The following is a 19,664-nucleotide window of genomic DNA, read 5'->3' as shown; positions in this document are numbered from 1 at the left end:
CCATCAGGAGAGGGGGAGTTCATCGAAAACCAACGTATTATTTCGCCCCTGGTTTTTCGCTTCATACAGCGCTTTATCGGCTCGGGAGATCGCGCTATCAATGTCTTGATTGAGCAATGGCGCAATGCCGATGCTGATGGTGACATTTGTCGCGGTACTCTCATTAAACATATGCGGAATATCGAGATCGTAGACTTTTTGTCGAATCTGTTCGGCGGTGGCCCGTGCTTGTTGCTGATCGACAGCGGTCAGCAGAACCATAAATTCTTCGCCGCCAAAACGCGTGACAATATCCCGTGAACGGACGGCGTCACGAATCGCCGCAGAGACACGAATCAGTGCCTGATCGCCCATCATATGCCCGTAATGATCGTTGTAGGCTTTGAAATGGTCGATATCGAGAAGCAGGACATAGTGCCCGCGGTTGTCCAGGACCAGCAGGGTATCCAGTTTATTTTGCAGGCCACGGCGATTATACAAACCGGTTAACGGATCCAACATGCTCAGACCGTTCAGAGTCTCCCTCTCTTCCAGCAATTTGTACATTAGCCGTTGGGCGAAGCGATCATAGCGCTTTTGGATCACATGCTGAATGGCGATGCCTGCCATCGGCAATGCCATTAAATAGAGTATCCGCAATCCGTGCTGATCACCGTTAAACCATAAGCAGACAAATACCGAAGGTAACGAGTGAAGCGTAAACGCGATGATGTTGTTAGCAAAAGCAATGGAGCCAATAAATAACACACTCAACAGGGATATGATTAAGAATGAAAAATCGCTGTGCTCTAATACCTTATATTTCATTGTGATATGGAATGCCCACAGTATGCCAAATATTAGAGATACAAATGGGAGGCTGATTCGTTTATCACTGTATTTTCCATGCCAGGCCAGTAACAGCGAGCCTGTGACAACGATAAGAATCGCAGGGGCGGAAAGTGTACTGGTCTCATACAGAGGAAACGCTAATACAAACAGTGCAGATGCTGCGTTAAGAAACAGAAAAAGGCGGAGTGAAAATTGATATTTCTTGGTGCGCAGTGTTCGCCAGGATTGTGCTGTCATATATAAATATCGTTATTAATCTGCAGGATATGTTGAGTGGGTGGCTTAAATGAAAAATAACGCGCGAGGAGGAAACTCACCTGGGTATTCGTTTTATGGTGTTCGTAAGTTAACCAGCGAGCAATTTATCACCTTACCAAATTTATGTCATCTATTGTGAGGTTAAACTCATGGAAGCGACGAATATGGCGTGCTGACAGATAAGAAAATATATCATATGATATTGCTTATCATTATCGATTTAAGAGGTAAAACCATGTTGCAACGTGCGCTGGGCAGTGGGTGGGGGATGTTGTTGCCGGGAATGGTTATTACCGGGCTGGCGTTTACCGATCTGTCTCTCGCAGCATGGAAAGCGATGATTGTGTCAGGATTGCTACTGACTTCATTGATGTTATATCACAAACAGTTACGACACTTTGTGTTGCTACCATCATGTATGGCACTGGTGAGCGGTATTATGCTGGTGTTGATCAACGTGAGTCAGGGATAAAACGCAGAGGGGAAAAGCGCGGAAAATAAGATAATTGGTGCGAGGGGGGGGACTCGAACCCCCACATCCTAAGGACACTAACACCTGAAGCTAGCGCGTCTACCAATTCCGCCACCTTCGCACAGTCATCTTACTTTTTTTGATATCGCCTCGTTGGTGCGAGGGGGGGGACTTGAACCCCCACGTCCGTAAGAACACTAACACCTGAAGCTAGCGCGTCTACCAATTCCGCCACCTTCGCCCAGTGCGAGCAATATCAACGTGGTTTATGGTGCGAGGGGGGGGACTTGAACCCCCACGTCCGTAAGGACACTAACACCTGAAGCTAGCGCGTCTACCAATTCCGCCACCTTCGCATACCATCGATTCTTAAAAAAGAATCACTACCACGGAGGCGCATTCTAGTGGTTTTAAGCTATTCGTCAATAGTTAATTACGTGGGATGAATTGATTGCTGTAAAAATGGCCTGCTATGTAGCGACCGGATGACAGGCGCGAGCATCCGGTCCGGCCTTCACATTCAGTTAGTCAGGCTTTCTTCGCCTGACGGGTCATCACCGTGCGGTACACCTTAAAACGGCCGGTTTGCGCGATGACTTCGTGGAAACCAAACGTTTCATCCAGCACTTTCGGATATGGCAGGAAGGCGTTGGCGACAATTCGCAGTTCACCGCCGCTGTTCAAATGGCGAACGGCACCGCGAATTAGCGTTTGTGCAGCGTCAAGACTGGTCTGAATTCCGTCATGGAAAGGCGGGTTGGAGATGATCATGTCAAAACGGCCCGTCACTTCCGAAAACACATTGCTGGCGAATACATCACCTTCAATGCCGTTCGCTGCAAGCGTTGCACGGCTGGCTTCAACCGCAGGCGCGGAAACATCGCAAAGGGTCAGGCGCACTTTCGGGGAGTGGCTCGCTAATGCAACAGACAGTACGCCTGCACCACAGCCAACATCCAGAACTTTACCTTTGGTGTGTGGCGTCAGCGTTGAGAGCAAAAGCTGACTGCCGACATCCAGACCATCACGGCTAAACACGCCAGGCAGAGTTTTAATGGTCAGTCCTTCGTGAGTATATTCGCCCCAGAATGCGTCGGCATTAAAGACCGGTTGTTTTTCCAGACGACCGTGGTACAGACCGCAGCGGCGCGCGCTATCGATTTTATTCAACGGCGCGTATTCGGCCAGCATCTGCTCTGCGCTGCGAACACCACTACGGTTTTCACCCACCACGAAAATGTCTGTGCCGACAGGCAGCAGTGACAAGATGTTCATCAACTGGAACTGCGCTTCCGGCTTGTTCTTCGGCCAGTAGTAGATAAATGTGTCGCAGTCGGCGACATCGCTGGCTTCTGCCACCAGGCTAAAACGCGCCTGGTCGCCCATCTGGCGGCTTAATACCTGCCAGTGGTGAAATTGCTGAGTATGCACGCGGCTGGCGGCACTTTCGAAGCGGGCAGGCAGGTCATCCTGCAAATCTCCGGCAAACAGAATACGGCTTTGTTCGAAATCATCACTGTGACGCAGCAAGACTTCACTTGCCGGGGTAAAAGCAGACATGAAAAATTCCTCTATTGTTCCAGGCGGCGATTATAGTTGTTTGTTGGCGCAGTTTCGACGAATTTGCTATATTTGCGCCCCTGATTACAGGAGCGTTTCGCTATGACATCCCGACGAGACAGGCAGTTACAGCAACTGGGCATTACGCAGTGGTCGCTGCGTCGCCCTGGCGCGCTGCAGGGCGAGATCGCGATTTCAATTCCTGCGCATGTTCGTCTGGTCATGATTGCCGCTGACTTACCGGCGCTGAATGACCCGCTGATGAGCGATATTTTATGCGCGTTGACCCTCAGCCCGGACCAGGTACTGCAACTGACGCCCGACCGTGTCACGATGCTGCCGCAGGGGAGTCGCTGCAACAGTTGGCGGCTGGGGACAGAAGAACCGCTGTTACTGGAAGGCGCACAGGTCTCGACTCCTGCGTTTAATGAATTACGGGTAAACCCAACGGCACGCGCCGCACTATGGCAACAAATCTGCGCATATGAACACGATTTCTACCCTCAATCCGACTGATCTCCCCGCAGCCTTTCAGATTGAAAAACGCGCCCATGCGTTTCCGTGGAGCGAACACACTTTTGCCAGTAATCAGGGCGAACGCTATCTCAACTATCAATTGACGGTAGACGGAAGGCTGGCGGCCTTTGCCATTACGCAGGTCGTACTGGATGAAGCTACGCTGTTTAATATCGCTGTCGACCCGGATTTTCAACGTCAGGGATTGGGACGGGCGCTGCTGGAACATCTCATTGATGAACTGGAAAATCGCGGCATTCTGACGCTGTGGCTGGAAGTCCGCGCCTCTAATGTTGCTGCTATCGCGCTATATGAAAGCTTAGGCTTTAACGAGGCAACGATTCGCCGTAACTATTATCCGACGGCGGACGGACGCGAGGACGCCGTCATAATGGCACTTCCTATAAGTATGTAATAAAAGAGGCAAGGTGTAATGATGAAGTGGGACTGGATTTTCTTTGATGCCGATGAAACGCTGTTTACGTTTGATTCCTTCACCGGCTTACAGCGGATGTTTCTCGACTATAGCGTGACCTTTACCGCTGAAGATTTTCAGGACTACCAGGCCGTCAATAAACCTCTGTGGGTGGATTATCAAAACGGCGCGATTACCTCATTACAGCTGCAACACGCACGCTTCCAGGACTGGGCTGAACGTTTGAGTGTGCCGTCGGGCCAGCTTAATGACGCATTTATTAATGCGATGGCAGAAATTTGCTCGCCGTTACCGGGGGCCGTCTCTCTGCTCAACGCCATTCGCGGTAAAACGAAAATTGGCATTATTACCAATGGATTTACCGCGTTGCAGCAAATTCGCCTTGAGCGTACCGGACTGCGCGACCATTTTGACCTGCTGGTCATCTCTGAGCAGGTTGGCGTGGCGAAACCTGACCCGCGTATTTTTGATTATGCGCTGGAGCAGGCGGGCAATCCTGATCGCTCCCGTGTGCTGATGGTAGGCGATACCGCGGAGTCTGATATTCTGGGTGGTATCAATTCCGGGCTATCCACCTGCTGGTTAAACCCACTCCATCGTGACCAGCCTGCGGGTATTGCACCGACCTGGACGGTAGCGTCATTAAGCGAACTGGAGCAGCTCCTGTGTAAACACTGATTGCCTCCCCCCTGTTGATGGGTAAAATAGCCGCATTTTTCGTATTCAACATGCGCGGCCTTAGCCGTGCTTACCTAAGAAGATTTGACTATGACGTTGTCTCCTTATTTGCAAGAGGTGGCCAAACGCCGCACTTTTGCCATTATTTCTCACCCGGATGCCGGTAAAACCACTATCACTGAAAAAGTGTTGTTGTTCGGACAGGCTATCCAGACCGCCGGTACCGTGAAAGGCCGTGGTTCTAACCAGCATGCAAAATCTGACTGGATGGAAATGGAAAAGCAGCGTGGTATCTCTATTACCACCTCTGTGATGCAGTTTCCGTATCATGATTGTCTGGTGAACCTGCTGGACACCCCCGGGCACGAAGACTTCTCGGAAGATACTTATCGTACGCTGACGGCGGTGGATTGCTGCCTGATGGTGATCGACGCCGCGAAAGGTGTTGAAGACAGGACCCGTAAGCTGATGGAAGTAACCCGTCTGCGCGATACGCCGATCCTCACTTTTATGAACAAACTCGACCGTGACATCCGCGACCCGATGGAGCTGCTGGATGAAGTGGAAAACGAGCTGAAAATCGGTTGTGCGCCGATCACCTGGCCGATTGGCTGCGGTAAGCTGTTTAAGGGTGTTTACCACCTTTATAAAGACGAAACCTACCTGTATCAGACCGGTAAAGGGCACACCATCCAGGAAGTGCGCATCGTTAAGGGTCTGAACAACCCTGAACTGGACGCTGCCGTCGGTGAAGATCTGGCGCAACAGCTGCGTGATGAACTGGAGCTGGTACAGGGCGCATCAAACGAGTTCGACAAAGAGCTGTTCCTGGCCGGTGAAATCACCCCTGTCTTCTTTGGTACTGCGCTGGGTAACTTCGGTGTGGATCATATGCTGGACGGTCTGGTGGAGTGGGCGCCTGCGCCGATGCCGCGTAAAACCGACACCCGCACTGTGGAAGCCGAAGAAGAAAAATTCACCGGTTTCGTCTTTAAAATTCAGGCCAACATGGACCCGAAACACCGTGACCGCGTTGCTTTTATGCGTGTCGTTTCCGGTAAATACGAAAAGGGCATGAAGATGCGCCAGGTGCGTATCGGTAAAGACGTGGTGATTTCTGACGCGCTGACCTTTATGGCCGGTGACCGTTCTCATGTGGAAGAAGCGTATCCGGGCGATATCCTCGGTCTGCATAACCACGGCACTATTCAAATCGGCGATACCTTCACCCAGGGCGAAATGATGAAGTTCACGGGGATCCCGAACTTCGCGCCGGAACTGTTCCGCCGTATTCGCCTGAAAGATCCGTTGAAGCAGAAGCAACTGCTGAAAGGGCTGGTGCAGCTTTCAGAAGAGGGCGCAGTACAGGTGTTCCGTCCTATCGCTAACAACGATCTGATCGTGGGGGCGGTAGGTGTGCTGCAGTTTGATGTGGTCGTGGCCCGTTTGAAAAGTGAGTACAACGTTGAGGCGATTTATGAGTCTGTCAACGTGGCGACAGCGCGCTGGGTAGAATGCGCTGATGCGAAGAAATTCGAAGAGTTCAAACGCAAAAACGAAATCCAGTTGGCGCTGGATGGCGGTGATAACCTCACCTATATCGCCCCAACCATGGTTAACCTCAACCTGACGCAAGAACGTTACCCTGACGTTCGGTTCCGCAAAACCCGCGAGCACTAATCTACCTTCCAGAGCGCGGTATATCCGCGCTCTGCGACGTTTTCCCTCTTCTCTTCCCGTTGCGGAATGTTCTTAAATGCCTCTGTTTTTCCTGTAATTGTCTATTTTTTAACCATGTCAGCAAGCGATTTTGCGATTGTGATCTATATTTAACAAAGTGATGACATTTTTGACGGCTTTTACAACTGATCATTTCGATGATGTTGGTTGTTAAAACTGTAAATAATTTTAATCACGATATTAAAAACTGACTCAGAAGGTCTCAGGGCACAGATTTATCATGAAAATTTCTGATTGTGATCTCTGCCATTGACTTCTGAACTGGGTGATTTTCACCACATTCAGCAATGCAGCCTCGTGTTGCCTGAGCTCAAATTATGAGCAAACCATACAGGAATAAATCGATGACTATGACAAGACTTAAGATTTCTAAAACTCTGCTGGCCGTTATGCTGACCTCCGCCGTCGCGACAGGTTCTGCGTTTGCAGAAACCTCTACGATGGATAAGGCGCAATCCGGGGCTGAAAGCGCAGGGCAAAAGATCGATAGCTCTATGAATAAAGTCGGTAATTTCATGGATGACAGCACCATCACTGCGAAAGTGAAAGCCGCACTGGTGGACCACGAAAGCATTAAGAGCACCGATATCTCCGTCAAAACCGACCAGAAAGTGGTGACGCTCAGTGGGTTTGTCGAAAGCCAGGCGCAGGCGGAAGAAGCGGTAAAAGTCGCAAAAGGCATTGAGGGCGTGAGTTCCGTTAGCGACAAACTGCATGTTCGTGATAGTAAATCAGACTCCGTGAAAGGCTATGCGGGTGATACGGCAACCACCAGCGAGATTAAAGCGAAGCTGCTGGCTGACGACATGGTTCCCTCCCGCAAAATCAAAGTCGAGACCACTGATGGCGTGGTTCAGCTCTCCGGTACCGTTGATTCTCAGGCGCAAAGTGAGCGCGCTGAGAGTATCGCCAAAGCGGTTGATGGCGTGAAAAGTGTCAAAAATGATCTGAAAACTCAGTAATTCTTCGTAATTTGCCCTCCTGACTTTGTCGGGAGGCGCACCGTACACCACACTCAAACTATCGCAAATGAGCAGCCTGAGCGCTCATCTCACGCGGTCGACATTAACTAGGGTAAGGAGAGGCTTATGTTTCGTTGGGGCATTATATTTCTGGTTATCGCGTTAATTGCCGCCGCTCTGGGGTTTGGTGGGCTGGCTGGCACCGCTGCAGGGGCCGCGAAAATTGTCTTCGTCGTAGGGATTATCCTGTTCCTGATCAGCCTGTTTACGGGCCGTAAACGACCCTAGCGCTCAATCCGTAACGTTTTGTTGATACTAAGCCAGTCTGGTGGACTGGCTTTTACGGTTTTAGCACAGGCAAAATTGCGTTACTTTGTCGCTCTATAATACAAAAAAGAACAGGAAGGCAGAGGTGGGGCAGCGAATACCCGTCACGCTCGGCAATATAGCGCCGCTAACAATAAATACATTTCGCCCGGGCAGTATGGCACTGGTGTGCGAAGGTGGAGGGCAGCGGGGGATTTTTACCGCCGGGGTGCTGGATGAGTTTATGCGCGCGCAATTCAACCCCTTTGATCTCTACTTCGGTACTTCCGCTGGGGCGCAAAACCTTTCGGCTTACCTCTGTAATCAGCCCGGCTATGGGCGCAAAGTCATCATGCGTTACACCACAAAGCGCGAATTCTTTGATCCAGTGCGCTTCGTGCGTGGGGGAAATCTCATCGATCTCGACTGGCTGGTGGAGTCGAGTGCCGGGCAGATGCCTCTGGCAATGGATAACGCGTCGCACTTGTTTGAAATGGGGAAAAAGTTTTACATGTGCGCCTGTCGCGGCGATGACTACTCGCCGGTCTATTTTTCGCCAACGAAACAAAACTGGCTCGATCTGCTGCGTGCCTCCAGCGCCATTCCTGGATTCTACCGAACGGGCGTCGAACTTGATGGCATCAGCTATTTGGATGGCGGCGTCAGCGATGCGATTCCCGTTCGTGAGGCGGCGAAGCAAGGAGCAAAAACGCTGGTGGTGATCCGCACCGTCCCCTCGCAGATGTACTATACGCCGCAGTGGTTTAAGCGCATGGAACGCTGGCTGGGAGAAAGCAGTTTGCAGCCGCTGGTCAATTTGGTGAAGCATCACGAAGCCAGTTACAGTGCAATTCAGCGCTTTATAGAAAAGCCGCCGGGTAAATTACGTATCTTTGAGATCTACCCGCCAAAGCCTTTACAAAGCATGGCGCTGGGGAGCCGCATTCCGGCACTGCGTGAAGATTACAAAACCGGGCGTCTGTGCGGGCGATATTTTCTGGCGACGGTGGGCAAACTGCTGGCGGAAAACCCGCCGTTAATCCGTCATACGCCGAAGATTGCGGCGCCGGGAAGGGTGGTGGTGCCAGCCGCTCCGGTGGCCAACGACACGCATGTGAAAACCATGAGTGGTGCGCTCCAGGCCAATGACACTGCGTTCAATAATGAGGATCTGGCGTGAGTGGGGGCTTTATTGATACGCACTGCCATTTTGATTTTCCGCCGTTTTGCGGCGATGAGGTGGCCAGTATTCAGCGCGCTGCAGATGCCGGTGTTGGGAAAATCATCGTCCCGGCAACGGAGTCGGCGAACTTCTCACGTGTGCAGGCGCTGGCGGAACAGTTCCCGCCACTGTTTGCCGCACTCGGTCTGCACCCTATTGTCATTGAACGTCACACCGGCCACTGTCTGGAACAGCTCCAACAGATCCTGGATAAGCGCCCACAGAAAGTGGTCGCGGTAGGGGAGATTGGCCTGGATCTTTACCGGGACGATCCTCAGTTTGCAAGGCAAGAGTTCTTACTGGAAGCGCAACTTAAACTGGCGAAACGCTATGATCTGCCAGTGATCCTCCACTCCCGTCGCACGCACGACACGCTGGCGATGCATCTTAAGCGCCAGAATTTGCCGCGAACCGGCGTGGTTCACGGTTTCTCTGGTAGCCTGCAGCAGGCAGAGCGATTTGTTCAACTGGGCTATAAAATTGGCGTGGGAGGCACTATTACGTATCCTCGCGCCAGTAAAACGCGTGACGTCATGGCGCGGCTTCCGCTGGGGGCTTTACTGCTGGAGACGGACGCGCCGGACATGCCGCTGAACGGTTTTCAGGGGCAGCCGAATCGCCCGGAACAGGCCGTCAGAGTGTTTGAGGTGTTATGTGAATTGCGCCCGGAGCCTGAAGAGGTGATTGCCGATGCGCTGTATCGCAATACGACAACGCTTTTTCATCTCTGATTGCCGGAGGGCGACGAGAATCGTAAAAATTGCCCTATTTTGTAGGCCCGGTAAGCGTCAGCGCCACCGGGCGATTCAGATTTACAAATACAGCGCCGGGAAAATCAGATTGTTCACACCGCGATCCTGCAAGGCGCTCGCCAGGACCTCCACGTCGCCAGGCTTCGCCCCCGGCCAGTTTCTGGCTTCGCCATACACTCCGTGGGCGTGGAAAGCATTCAATCGGATGGGGATATTTCCCAGAGTAGAGATAAACGCCGCCAGCGGGTCGATGTGTTGCATATAATCCGTCTGGCCGGGAATGATCAGCAGGCGCAGTTCCGCCAGCTTTCCGCGCTCTGCCAGCAGTAGAATGCTGCGCTTAATCGGCGCATTATCCCGCCCTGTGAGCCGTTGGTGGCATTCGTTTCCCCACGCTTTAAGATCGAGCATGACCCCGTCACACAACGGGAGTAACTTCTCCCAGCCTGTTTCGCTCAACATCCCGTTACTGTCTACCAGACAACTCAGATGACGCAGGTGCGGGTCGGCTTTGACGGCCGCAAACAGTTGCAGGATAAACGGTAACTGCGTTGTGGCTTCGCCGCCGCTGACGGTGATGCCTTCGATGAACAATGATGCTTTGCGGATATGGCTTAATACAGCGTCAATACTCATCGTCTGCGCCATCGGCGTGGCGTGTTGTGGGCACATCTGCAGGCAGGTGTCGCACTGCTTGCAGACATCAGCCTGCCACACCACTTTTTCGGCAACGAGACTCAGCGCCTGGTGCGGACAGTGGGCGACACACTCTGTGCAATCATTACAGCGTCCCATCGTCCACGGGTTGTGGCAATTTTTACAGCGCAGATTACATCCCTGTAAAAACAGGGCCAGACGACTGCCTGGCCCATCGACACAGGAGAAGGGAATAATTTTACTGACTAAAGCGCATTTGCTGTTCATGACTTATCACGCGGGGCTGTCGTTCCAGAATTCGTGTATTCCGTGCGGCTTCCTCTCCCAGCCAGGTGGTGTTGGTACGTGAGCCTTCGGCGCGGTATTTTTCCAGGTCTGATAAACGCACCATATAACCGGTGACGCGCACCAGATCGTTACCGCTGACGTTGGCGGTAAATTCCCGCATTCCCGCTTTGAACGCCCCGAGGCAAAGCTGTACCAGCGCCTGCGGATTACGTTTGATGGTTTCATCCAGCGTCAGGATGTCGCTGATCCCGGAGTGATACCACGCATGGTGCGGGGCGACGGTTTGCAGATGGGTGATGGGATCCGGTTCGTCGCCATAGGGCAGACGCGCACCCGGCGTCGTGCCGATATCTGAACTGATACCTGATTGTGCATGCAGCATCGCTCTTTGCTTCCAGCCGTGTTTCACCGGTGTCTTTTCGACAAACCCAGCCAGTTGCTCACTGATGCGATAACCCAGCGCGTTTGCGGCCTCATCTTTCCCGTATCGCGCTTTCAACCCTGCTTTTTCACACAGCAGGTTGACGGCTTCCGCCAGGCCATACATACCAAACATGGGCACAAAACGTTGCGGATCGATCAACCCTTCCTGCACCAGGAAGCTATTCTCAAAGAAATGTGATTGTTCGTAGAGGAAGTCACAACGGGCATCAATGATGGAAATTTGCTGCTGGCAGTAGTGCGGTAGCGTGCGTGTAAAGAAGTCATCGACAGAGGTGCTGCGCTCTGCAACGGCTTTCAGGTTGAGCCTGACCAGTGTGCTGCCACCCCCCGCAAGGGGGAGAGAGTTGTAACAGCTGACGACGCCATAACCGCCTTTTGTGAAAATTTTATCATTTTCGGGGCCGTTGGAAATATGAGGTTTGCTGCATTCGCAAATATTTTTCGCAACCTCCAGCAGCAAATCATCTGGTGTGATTTGCGGATCATAAATAAACGTCAGGTTAGGTGCTACCTGCTTTAGCTCTACATCTGCGCGTAAAATTGCACGCGTGACAGGGGTATCGGCAGGGCCAATGTTGGCATGCATAAACGCATCAGGGAGGGTTCTGTCGAGATAGCGCCAGAAACGTTTAATTCGAATATCGATCTCTTCTTGTGTTAGAATTCTAACATATGGCTGGATCAGCGTATCGAGGTGACCGAGGAAAACCGGCATCGATGTTACCGAGGGCACATGGTGGTACAGAATGGTGAGCAAGGATAATGCGTCATCTAAATCCTGCGCCCCTTCCAGCTCCAGCCACTGTGAACCGTTAGCCAGAAAACGCGCATAATCAGGCAATACATAGCGGGGCTTGAAGGGGGCATGTCCTTCAAACATATCGCAAATAACGCCATCATCCAGCGCCTGGCGGGCATCAGACGGGAGCGCCGGATAAGGCAAGTTGTTCTCGGCTTCCAGCGCCAGGAAATGGCGTTTTTGTTCAGGGCTGAGCACCGGGCTGGCGACGATTTGCTGGCAACGTTGTTGCAGGGCGGTTTCGCTTGAAACAGGCATCTTCGTATCCTTTTTGTACCGAAGGTTTAGCGCCATTGTAGAAAGTTACGCCACGGTGGCTTTTGATCCTGATGCGCCTGTCGCATCCTCGCAGGGCCTGAAAAGGTCATTTATTTGAAGTTGATCTCATTAGAGTAATGCAAATTTGTACGTAGTTTTCATTAACTGTGATGTATATCGAAGTGTGATAGCGGGTGAATGTTAGAATACTAACAAATCCGCAAGGTGAAATTTTATACGGCGATGCCGTTGGAGAATCAAATGACCGATTTAAAAGCAAGCAGCCTGCGCGCGCTGAAACTGATGGACCTGACCACCCTGAACGACGATGACACCAATGAAAAAGTGATTGCCCTGTGTCATCAGGCGAAAACGCCGGTCGGCAACACGGCCGCAATCTGCATCTACCCGCGTTTCATTCCGATTGCGCGTAAAACCCTGAATGCGCAGGGTACGCCGGATATCCGTATCGCGACGGTGACTAACTTCCCGCACGGTAACGACGACATCGAGATCGCTCTGGCGGAAACCCGTGCGGCAATCGCCTACGGTGCGGATGAAGTGGATGTGGTGTTCCCGTACCGCGCGCTGATCGCCGGTAATGAGCAGGTGGGTTTTGATCTGGTGAAAGCCTGTAAAGACGCCTGTGCGGCGGCTAACGTGCTGCTGAAAGTGATCATCGAAACCGGTGAACTGAAAGAAGAAGCGTTGATCCGTAAAGCGTCTGAAATCTCCATCAAAGCGGGTGCGGATTTCATCAAAACCTCTACCGGTAAAGTGCCGGTAAACGCGACGCCGGAAAGCGCGCGCATCATGATGGAAGTCATTCGTGATATGGGTGTTGCCAAAACGGTTGGCTTCAAACCGGCTGGCGGCGTACGTACTGCTGAAGACGCGCAGCAGTTCCTGGCAATTGCCGACGAACTGTTTGGCGCCGACTGGGCTGATTCTCGTCACTACCGTTTCGGCGCATCCAGCCTGCTGGCGAGCCTGCTGAAAGCACTGGGCCACGGCGACGGTAAAAGCGCAAGCAGCTACTAAGGCTTGATTCTGTCGAATGGCGCTTATGCCGCCATCCGACATTGTATTCGATTGGCCGGAGGCGCACTGCCCAGGCCCAGAATCGGGAGGTTACCTTGTTTCTCGCACAAGAAATTATTCGTAAAAAACGTGATGGTCATGCGTTGAGTGATGAAGAAATTCGTTTCTTTATTAACGGGATTCGTGACAACACCATCTCTGAAGGGCAGATCGCCGCCCTGGCGATGACCATTTTCTTCCACGATATGACAATGCCAGAACGCGTCTCGCTGACTATGGCGATGCGGGATTCAGGAACCGTACTGGACTGGAAAAGCCTGAATCTGAATGGCCCGATTGTTGATAAACACTCTACCGGCGGCGTGGGTGACGTGACGTCCCTGATGTTGGGGCCGATGGTGGCAGCCTGCGGGGGTTACATTCCGATGATCTCCGGACGTGGCCTCGGTCATACCGGCGGTACGCTCGACAAACTGGAAGCGATCCCGGGGTTTGATATCTTCCCGGATGACACCCGTTTCCGTGAAATTATTAAAGACGTGGGTGTGGCGATAATTGGGCAAACCAGCTCGCTTGCACCGGCGGATAAACGTTTTTATGCCACGCGCGACATTACCGCGACCGTGGACTCCATCCCCTTGATTACTGCGTCTATTCTGGCCAAAAAACTGGCGGAAGGGCTGGATGCGCTGGTCATGGATGTCAAAGTAGGTAGCGGCGCCTTTATGCCAACCTATGAACTTTCTGCCGCGCTGGCAGAAGCGATCGTCGGCGTAGCCAATGGCGCGGGAGTGCGGACGACGGCGCTGCTGACTGACATGAATCAGGTACTGGCCTCCAGCGCAGGTAACGCGGTAGAAGTGCGTGAAGCGGTGCAGTTCCTGACCGGAGAATATCGCAATCCGCGTCTGTTTGACGTCACGATGGCGCTGTGCGTAGAGATGCTGATCTCCGGCAAGCTGGCCAGTGATGATGCAGACGCGCGTGCAAAACTGCAGGCTGTGCTGGATAACGGTAAAGCGGCGGAAATCTTTGGTCGTATGGTCGCGGCGCAGAAAGGGCCGACTGACTTCGTCGAAAACTACGCAAAATACCTGCCGACTGCGATGCTGAGTAAAGCAGTATACGCTGACAGCGAAGGGTTTGTGGGTGCAATGGATACCCGCGCGCTCGGCATGGCCGTGGTGGCGATGGGCGGCGGTCGCCGTCAGGCATCGGACACTATTGATTACAGTGTCGGTTTTACCGACATGGCGCGTCTGGGCGACAGTGTTGACGGACAACGCCCGCTGGCGGTGATCCACGCGAAAGATGAGGCCAGTTGGCAAGAAGCGGCGAAAGCGGTCAAAGCGGCAATCAGACTTGACAACGAAGCGCCTGAAATTACACCGACAGTGTATCGTCGAATCACCGAATAGCGATATACTGATCTGATCGCTTTTTTGCAGCGCAAGATGTATGGAGAACAAGATGAAACGTGCATTTATTATGGTGCTGGACTCCTTTGGTATTGGTGCAACTGAAGATGCGGATCGCTTCGGCGACGTAGGTTCCGACACTCTGGGCCATATTGCAGAAGCCTGCGCCAAAGGCGAGGCTGATAATGGTCGTAAAGGCCCTCTGAATTTGCCGAACCTGACCCGTCTGGGTCTGGCGAAAGCGCACGAAGGCTCGACGGGTAAAATTGCTGCCGGGATGGATGGCAACGCAGAAGTGATTGGCGCCTATGCATGGGCGCATGAGCTCTCTTCCGGTAAAGATACCCCGTCGGGACACTGGGAAATCGCTGGTGTGCCGGTTTTATTTGACTGGGGTTACTTCAGCGACCACGACAATAGCTTCCCGCAGGAACTGCTGGATAAGCTGGTGAAACGCGGCAATTTGCCGGGCTACTTGGGCAACTGCCACTCTTCCGGTACTGTGATTCTGGATCAGTTGGGCGAAGAGCATATGAAAACCGGCAAGCCGATTTTCTACACCTCCGCTGACTCTGTGTTCCAGATTGCCTGCCACGAAGAGACCTTTGGTCTGGATCGTCTGTACGAGCTGTGCGAAATCGCTCGTGAAGAGTTAACCGAAGGTGGTTACAACATTGGTCGTGTTATCGCGCGTCCGTTTATCGGCGACAAAGCCGGTAACTTCCAGCGTACCGGTAACCGTCACGATCTGGCCGTTGAACCGCCAGCGCCAACCGTGTTGCAAAAACTGGTTGATGAGAAAGACGGTCATGTGGTTTCTGTGGGTAAAATCGCGGATATCTATGCCAACTGCGGTATCACCAAAAAAGTGAAAGCCACAGGGCTGGATGCGCTGTTTGACGCGACCCTGAAAGAGATGAAAGAGGCTGGCGACAAGACTATCGTCTTTACCAACTTTGTTGATTTCGACTCTTCATGGGGCCACCGCCGCGATATCGCGGGATATGCTGCGGGTCTGGAGCTGTTCGACCGCCGCTTGCCGGAACTGATGGAGCTGGTAGGGGAAGATGACATTCTGATCCTGACTGCAGACCACGGTTGTGACCCAAGCTGGCAGGGCACCGACCATACGCGTGAGCACATTCCGGTACTGGTTTATGGTCCGAAAGTGAAACCCGGTTCGCTTGGTCACCGTGAAACGTTCGCGGATATCGGCCAAACGCTGGCGAGCTATTTCGGCACGTCTGCAATGGACTACGGCAAAAACATGCTTTAAACCTGTTGCCCGGCGGCGCGTTGCTTGCCGGGCCTACGATTTTGTAGGTCGGGTAAGGCGTAACCGCCACCCGACAAAACAACACTTTTAAAAGGATCTGAAGATGGCTACCCCACACATTAATGCAGAAATGGGCGATTTCGCAGACGTAGTTTTGATGCCGGGCGATCCGCTGCGTGCGAAGCACATTGCTGAAACTTTCCTCGAAGATGTTCGCGAAGTAAATAACGTTCGCGGCATGCTGGGTTTCACCGGGACGTATAAAGGCCGTAAGATCTCCGTCATGGGTCACGGTATGGGTATCCCGTCCTGCTCTATCTACACCAAAGAGCTGATCACCGATTTCGGCGTGAAGAAAATCATTCGTGTCGGTTCCTGCGGCGCAGTACGTACTGATGTCAAACTGCGTGATGTGGTGATCGGTATGGGTGCCTGCACCGACTCCAAAGTGAACCGTATCCGTTTCAAAGATCATGATTTTGCCGCGATTGCTGATTTCGGCATGGTGCGTAACGCTGTTGACGCAGCGAAAGCGCTGGGCGTTGACGCTCGCGTTGGCAACCTGTTCTCCGCAGACCTGTTCTACTCTCCGGACGGCGAAATGTTCGACGTGATGGAAAAATACGGCATTCTGGGCGTAGAAATGGAAGCGGCAGGCATTTACGGCGTGGCAGCTGAGTTTGGTGCGAAAGCGCTGACCATCTGCACCGTATCCGACCATATCCGTACCCACGAGCAGACCACTGCGGCTGAGCGTCAGACGACCTTCAACGATATGATTAAGATTGCACTGGAATCTGTACTGCTGGGCGATAAAGAGTAATTTTCGTTCAGGACAGTGTAGGCCCGGTAAGCGTAGCGCCGCCGGGCAAAAAGCCGGGTGGCGGCTTCGCCTTACCCGGCCTACAAAACCGTATTGATATTATCGAATAGCCTTCGCAATCCACGCCGACAGTTCCCGCAACGCTTTTTCCTGTTCTGGAAAATCCACTAACAGCGCATCACACGCCTGTTGCAGTACATCTGAACGATACAGACAGCCCTGCAAACGCGTAGCCAGGGCTTCCAGCGGTGCCGGGTTCAGGCTATCGGTAAAGATCTGTGCTCGGGTAATGTTGCCTTTCTCTACATCAAAGTGCAGCTCCACACCGCCCCAGCTAAAGCGTTCATCCAGCAGATGTGAAAACGCCGGTGCCTGGCCAAAGTTCCATTCCCAACTGCTTTGACGGGCAAACGTTTCGGCAAAATTTGGCAGATCTGGCGTGTTATCCGGCGAAATAATTTCCGCTTCCACACGCTCACCGTAGTGGGCGAAAAAGGCGTCGGTTATTGCCTCGCACACCTGAGCGTGGGTAATGCCCGGCAGCAGTTCGACCAGATTCGCGACCCGCGCCCGCACGGAGGTAATCCCTTTGGCTTCAAGCTTCTTTTTATCCGGATTCAGATAGTTCGCCAGACGACTCAGGTCGGCGTTGAGCAACAATGTGCCATGATGAAAACCACGATCTTTCGTTTCACGATAGGCGGAGCCGGACACTTTGCGCTCCCCATCGGCGGTTTTAACGATCAGGTCGTTGCGCCCGGAAGCTTCTGCGGTAACGCCGAGTGACTTCAGCGCATGAATCACAATGGCCGTTGAAATGGTTTTGTCGTATTCCGGTTTCCCTGCCATAAAGGTAAAACAGGTATTGCCGAGATCGTGGAATACTGCGCCACCGCCGCTGCTACGGCGCGCCAGACGGACGTTGTCTTCCTCCATGCGCCGGGTATTGCACTCCTTCCACGGATTTTGCGCCCGACCAATCACCACCGTATCTGCGTTACGCCACAGGAACAAAACGCGCTGCGTGGCAGGCATCTGGCGGAAAATACACTCTTCGACCGCGAGGTTGAACCAGGGATCGTAAGAGTCTGAGATAAGCAAGCGTAGTGTCGACATGGCAGATTTCCTTTCTATAACTGACGTCTATATTAATGCTAACGTACTGGCGCTGCACTTTCGCGGCTTACGGATCCTTTTTCTCGTTCTCTTCCTCTTCGGGTACGGACTTGCTGGCGGTCAGCAGGAAGGGAGATTGTTGCCAGCGTGTGCGTTTACCCTGGAGAAGGGTTCGGGTTAATACCACGCCAATGGCCAGTGACAGAAGCAGCATCAGACGTAGAATATTGGTGGTGTTATCGACCTGCTTTGCTTCGGTGGCTAAGGTGTGCGTGTCGAGCGTCAGACGCAGATAGCCCAGTGGGCCATTTTTCCCCTGAATGGGTTCGACAATCTGCTGGTTAAAATAGCCGCCCGCTTTTTTGCCGTCCAGCGCCAGCCTGTCGCGCACATTAATGCTTTCGCCTGCACGGGTGATGAGATTGCCTTGCTCATCGTAAACCCCGGCATCCAGGATACGGCTCCCTTCGGTGAGCTGGCGGAGTACAATGGCGATACGTTTTTCATCAGGCGTTTCAGTGCGCATTAACGGTGCGATGTTGAGCGTCACCTGATGCGCCAGCGTACGGGCCAACTCTTCCAGTTGCGGATTTCGTTGTCGCTGATGGTTTTGACTGAACCAGGACGCACCCTGCATCAGCGCAACAAGCAGTGCGAGACAGAACAATACAATCACTGCACGATGAAGCCGGAATTTGAGTTTTGCGCGAGCCATATTCCACCTGCTGAAAATTTGAGGCTTAATGTTGCCAGAAGCGATGGTTACAGGGTAGCCTCATGCGTTATTTTCCCCTGGATGTTTCCCGACCCGTACGATTTTACAGGAGCTTTAATGCCTAACATTACCTGGTGCGACCTGCCTGAAGATGTCTCTCTGTGGCCAGGTTTGCCCCTCTCATTAAGTGGTGACGAGGTGATGCCACTCGATTACCACGCAGGCCGTAGTGGCTGGCTGCTGTATGGTCGCGGGCTGGACAAGCAGCGTCTGACGCAATACCAGAGCAAACTGGGGGCGGCGATGGTGATTGTCGCCGCCTGGTGCGTCGAAGATTATCAGGTTATTCGTCTGGCGGGTTCACTAACGCCGCGCGCAACGAAGCTGGCGCACGATGCAAAACTGGATGTCGCCCCACTGGGCAAGATCCCGCACCTGCGTAAGCCAGGTCTGCTGGTGATGGACATGGATTCCACCGCGATCCAGATCGAATGCATCGACGAAATCGCGAAACTGGCCGGTACGGGTGAAATGGTGGCGGAAGTGACCGAACGAGCTATGCGTGGAGAACTGGATTTTACCGCCAGCCTGCGTAGCCGCGTGGCGACGCTGAAAGGCGCGGATGCCGATATTCTGCGCCAGGTTCGTGAAAACCTGCCTCTGATGCCGGGTCTGACACAACTGGTGCTGAAGCTGGAAACGTTGGGCTGGAAAGTGGCTATCGCTTCTGGCGGATTCACGTTCTTTGCCGAATACCTGCGTGACAAGCTACGTTTGTCGACGGTGGTGGCGAACGAACTGGAGATCATGGACGGGAAATTCACGGGGAATGTGATTGGCGACATCGTTGATGCGCAGTACAAAGCCAATACTCTGGTACGTCTTGCGCAAGAGTATGAGATTCCGCCCGCGCAGACTGTGGCGATCGGTGACGGGGCCAACGATCTGCCGATGATCAAAGCGGCAGGGCTGGGTATTGCGTACCACGCCAAGCCGAAAGTGAATGAAAAGACGGAAGTGACTATCCGTCATGCCGATCTGATGGGGGTGTTCTGCATTCTCTCTGGCAGCATGAATCAGAAATAACGAGGTAAAC

Annotated in this window: 20 protein-coding genes and 3 tRNA genes; 14 read left to right on the top strand and 9 right to left on the bottom strand. The window is 52.9% G+C overall.

The window, feature by feature from the left end:
* Positions 1-3: 3 nt before the first annotated feature.
* Entirely contained in the window at positions 4-1,068 is a 1,065-nt protein-coding gene (locus NNO04_RS03070) for a GGDEF domain-containing protein (protein ID WP_271443433.1), read from the bottom strand.
* A gap of 217 nt (positions 1,069-1,285) precedes the next feature.
* Between NNO04_RS03070 and NNO04_RS03065 the strand changes: the two genes are divergently transcribed.
* A complete protein-coding gene (locus NNO04_RS03065; protein ID WP_271443432.1) occupies positions 1,286-1,561 on the top strand; it encodes a DUF1435 domain-containing protein in 276 nt (91 codons plus the stop codon).
* 35 nt (positions 1,562-1,596) lie between these two features.
* Here the strand turns inward: NNO04_RS03065 and NNO04_RS03060 are convergent.
* The 4 genes from NNO04_RS03060 to rsmC all read right to left on the bottom strand — a co-directional run bounded on the left by NNO04_RS03060 (position 1,597) and on the right by rsmC (position 3,121).
* Positions 1,597-1,682, bottom strand: a tRNA-Leu gene (locus NNO04_RS03060).
* A 33-nt stretch (positions 1,683-1,715) separates the two neighbouring features.
* Positions 1,716-1,802: transfer RNA gene (locus tag NNO04_RS03055), tRNA-Leu, on the bottom strand.
* A 28-nt stretch (positions 1,803-1,830) separates the two neighbouring features.
* A tRNA-Leu gene (locus NNO04_RS03050) sits at positions 1,831-1,917 on the bottom strand.
* A gap of 172 nt (positions 1,918-2,089) precedes the next feature.
* Positions 2,090-3,121 (bottom strand): 16S rRNA (guanine(1207)-N(2))-methyltransferase RsmC, encoded by a 1,032-nt coding sequence (rsmC, locus tag NNO04_RS03045; protein ID WP_271443431.1) that lies wholly within the window; start codon positions 3,119-3,121, stop codon positions 2,090-2,092.
* A 102-nt stretch (positions 3,122-3,223) separates the two neighbouring features.
* On the opposite strand from rsmC, the gene NNO04_RS03040 reads away from it, so the two are divergent.
* The 8 genes from NNO04_RS03040 to NNO04_RS03005 all read left to right on the top strand — a co-directional run bounded on the left by NNO04_RS03040 (position 3,224) and on the right by NNO04_RS03005 (position 9,712).
* Positions 3,224-3,637 carry a DNA polymerase III subunit psi gene (locus tag NNO04_RS03040; protein ID WP_271443430.1) on the top strand — a complete coding sequence of 138 codons (414 nt, stop codon included), beginning with the start codon at positions 3,224-3,226 and terminating at the stop codon, positions 3,635-3,637.
* On the top strand, positions 3,606-4,052 hold the full coding sequence (gene rimI / locus NNO04_RS03035; RefSeq protein ID WP_271443429.1) for a ribosomal protein S18-alanine N-acetyltransferase: 447 nt from the start codon (positions 3,606-3,608) through the stop codon (positions 4,050-4,052). Before NNO04_RS03040 ends, rimI begins: the two co-directional genes overlap by 32 nt.
* A gap of 21 nt (positions 4,053-4,073) precedes the next feature.
* The gene (gene yjjG / locus NNO04_RS03030) at positions 4,074-4,751 is read left to right on the top strand and encodes a pyrimidine 5'-nucleotidase (protein ID WP_271443503.1); all 678 of its coding nucleotides are present in this window, start codon (positions 4,074-4,076) and stop codon (positions 4,749-4,751) included.
* Between the two features lie 90 nt (positions 4,752-4,841).
* Positions 4,842-6,431 carry a peptide chain release factor 3 gene (prfC, locus tag NNO04_RS03025; protein ID WP_271443428.1) on the top strand — a complete coding sequence of 530 codons (1,590 nt, stop codon included), beginning with the start codon at positions 4,842-4,844 and terminating at the stop codon, positions 6,429-6,431.
* 404 nt (positions 6,432-6,835) lie between these two features.
* Positions 6,836-7,453, top strand: coding sequence for a molecular chaperone OsmY (gene osmY / locus NNO04_RS03020; protein WP_271443427.1), 618 nt, complete (start codon positions 6,836-6,838; stop codon positions 7,451-7,453).
* Positions 7,454-7,579: 126 nt separating this feature from the next.
* Entirely contained in the window at positions 7,580-7,741 is a 162-nt protein-coding gene (locus NNO04_RS03015) for a DUF1328 domain-containing protein (protein WP_132454036.1), read from the top strand.
* 124 nt (positions 7,742-7,865) lie between these two features.
* A complete protein-coding gene (locus tag NNO04_RS03010) occupies positions 7,866-8,939 on the top strand; it encodes a patatin-like phospholipase family protein (RefSeq protein ID WP_271443426.1) in 1,074 nt (357 codons plus the stop codon).
* Entirely contained in the window at positions 8,936-9,712 is a 777-nt protein-coding gene (locus NNO04_RS03005; protein WP_271443425.1) for a metal-dependent hydrolase, read from the top strand. Before NNO04_RS03010 ends, NNO04_RS03005 begins: the two co-directional genes overlap by 4 nt.
* Positions 9,713-9,793: 81 nt before the next feature.
* On the opposite strand, the gene NNO04_RS03000 is transcribed toward NNO04_RS03005, so the two are convergent.
* Positions 9,794-10,657: a YjjW family glycine radical enzyme activase gene (locus NNO04_RS03000; RefSeq protein WP_271443424.1), complete on the bottom strand. Its 864-nt coding sequence runs from the start codon at positions 10,655-10,657 to the stop codon at positions 9,794-9,796.
* On the bottom strand, positions 10,629-12,179 hold the full coding sequence (locus NNO04_RS02995; protein WP_271443423.1) for a YjjI family glycine radical enzyme: 1,551 nt from the start codon (positions 12,177-12,179) through the stop codon (positions 10,629-10,631). The genes NNO04_RS03000 and NNO04_RS02995 overlap by 29 nt, the downstream gene beginning before the upstream one ends.
* A gap of 261 nt (positions 12,180-12,440) precedes the next feature.
* Between NNO04_RS02995 and deoC the strand changes: the two genes are divergently transcribed.
* The 4 genes from deoC (at position 12,441) to deoD (ending at position 16,737) form a co-directional block, all read left to right on the top strand.
* Positions 12,441-13,220, top strand: a complete 780-nt coding sequence (gene deoC / locus NNO04_RS02990; protein WP_271443422.1) for a deoxyribose-phosphate aldolase — start codon at positions 12,441-12,443, stop codon at positions 13,218-13,220.
* A 95-nt stretch (positions 13,221-13,315) separates the two neighbouring features.
* Positions 13,316-14,638 (top strand): thymidine phosphorylase, encoded by a 1,323-nt coding sequence (gene deoA / locus NNO04_RS02985; protein ID WP_271443421.1) that lies wholly within the window; start codon positions 13,316-13,318, stop codon positions 14,636-14,638.
* 52 nt (positions 14,639-14,690) lie between these two features.
* Positions 14,691-15,914, top strand: a complete 1,224-nt coding sequence (gene deoB / locus NNO04_RS02980) for a phosphopentomutase (protein WP_271443420.1) — start codon at positions 14,691-14,693, stop codon at positions 15,912-15,914.
* Positions 15,915-16,017: 103 nt separating this feature from the next.
* On the top strand, positions 16,018-16,737 hold the full coding sequence (gene deoD, locus NNO04_RS02975; RefSeq protein ID WP_203359000.1) for a purine-nucleoside phosphorylase: 720 nt from the start codon (positions 16,018-16,020) through the stop codon (positions 16,735-16,737).
* A 99-nt stretch (positions 16,738-16,836) separates the two neighbouring features.
* On the opposite strand, the gene lplA is transcribed toward deoD, so the two are convergent.
* A complete protein-coding gene (gene lplA, locus NNO04_RS02970) occupies positions 16,837-17,853 on the bottom strand; it encodes a lipoate--protein ligase LplA (protein ID WP_271443419.1) in 1,017 nt (338 codons plus the stop codon).
* A gap of 67 nt (positions 17,854-17,920) precedes the next feature.
* Entirely contained in the window at positions 17,921-18,568 is a 648-nt protein-coding gene (locus tag NNO04_RS02965; protein WP_271443418.1) for a YtjB family periplasmic protein, read from the bottom strand.
* A gap of 117 nt (positions 18,569-18,685) precedes the next feature.
* On the opposite strand from NNO04_RS02965, the gene serB reads away from it, so the two are divergent.
* Positions 18,686-19,654 (top strand): phosphoserine phosphatase, encoded by a 969-nt coding sequence (serB, locus tag NNO04_RS02960; protein ID WP_271443417.1) that lies wholly within the window; start codon positions 18,686-18,688, stop codon positions 19,652-19,654.
* Positions 19,655-19,664 lie beyond the last annotated feature (10 nt).

It is taken from the genome of Citrobacter sp. Awk 4 (assembly GCF_028069725.1).
Lineage (GTDB): Bacteria > Pseudomonadota > Gammaproteobacteria > Enterobacterales > Enterobacteriaceae > Citrobacter_D.
Note: the sequence above shows the minus strand (reverse complement) of the source record. Positions and strands in the feature narration are given on the sequence as shown.

Excerpts from the sequence above, each read along its gene's own strand:
- NNO04_RS03070 (WP_271443433.1), bottom strand. The coding sequence starts at position 1,068 with ATGACAGCACAATCCTGGCGAACACTGCGCACCAAGAAATATCAATTT.
- NNO04_RS03065 (WP_271443432.1), top strand. The coding sequence starts at position 1,286 with ATGATATTGCTTATCATTATCGATTTAAGAGGTAAAACCATGTTGCAA.
- rsmC (WP_271443431.1), bottom strand. The coding sequence starts at position 3,121 with ATGTCTGCTTTTACCCCGGCAAGTGAAGTCTTGCTGCGTCACAGTGAT.
- NNO04_RS03040 (WP_271443430.1), top strand. The coding sequence starts at position 3,224 with ATGACATCCCGACGAGACAGGCAGTTACAGCAACTGGGCATTACGCAG.
- rimI (WP_271443429.1), top strand. The coding sequence starts at position 3,606 with ATGAACACGATTTCTACCCTCAATCCGACTGATCTCCCCGCAGCCTTT.
- yjjG (WP_271443503.1), top strand. The coding sequence starts at position 4,074 with ATGAAGTGGGACTGGATTTTCTTTGATGCCGATGAAACGCTGTTTACG.
- prfC (WP_271443428.1), top strand. The coding sequence starts at position 4,842 with ATGACGTTGTCTCCTTATTTGCAAGAGGTGGCCAAACGCCGCACTTTT.
- osmY (WP_271443427.1), top strand. The coding sequence starts at position 6,836 with ATGACTATGACAAGACTTAAGATTTCTAAAACTCTGCTGGCCGTTATG.
- NNO04_RS03015 (WP_132454036.1), top strand. The coding sequence starts at position 7,580 with ATGTTTCGTTGGGGCATTATATTTCTGGTTATCGCGTTAATTGCCGCC.
- NNO04_RS03000 (WP_271443424.1), bottom strand. The coding sequence starts at position 10,657 with ATGAACAGCAAATGCGCTTTAGTCAGTAAAATTATTCCCTTCTCCTGT.
- NNO04_RS02995 (WP_271443423.1), bottom strand. The coding sequence starts at position 12,179 with ATGCCTGTTTCAAGCGAAACCGCCCTGCAACAACGTTGCCAGCAAATC.
- deoC (WP_271443422.1), top strand. The coding sequence starts at position 12,441 with ATGACCGATTTAAAAGCAAGCAGCCTGCGCGCGCTGAAACTGATGGAC.
- deoB (WP_271443420.1), top strand. The coding sequence starts at position 14,691 with ATGAAACGTGCATTTATTATGGTGCTGGACTCCTTTGGTATTGGTGCA.
- deoD (WP_203359000.1), top strand. The coding sequence starts at position 16,018 with ATGGCTACCCCACACATTAATGCAGAAATGGGCGATTTCGCAGACGTA.
- lplA (WP_271443419.1), bottom strand. The coding sequence starts at position 17,853 with ATGTCGACACTACGCTTGCTTATCTCAGACTCTTACGATCCCTGGTTC.
- NNO04_RS02965 (WP_271443418.1), bottom strand. The coding sequence starts at position 18,568 with ATGGCTCGCGCAAAACTCAAATTCCGGCTTCATCGTGCAGTGATTGTA.
- serB (WP_271443417.1), top strand. The coding sequence starts at position 18,686 with ATGCCTAACATTACCTGGTGCGACCTGCCTGAAGATGTCTCTCTGTGG.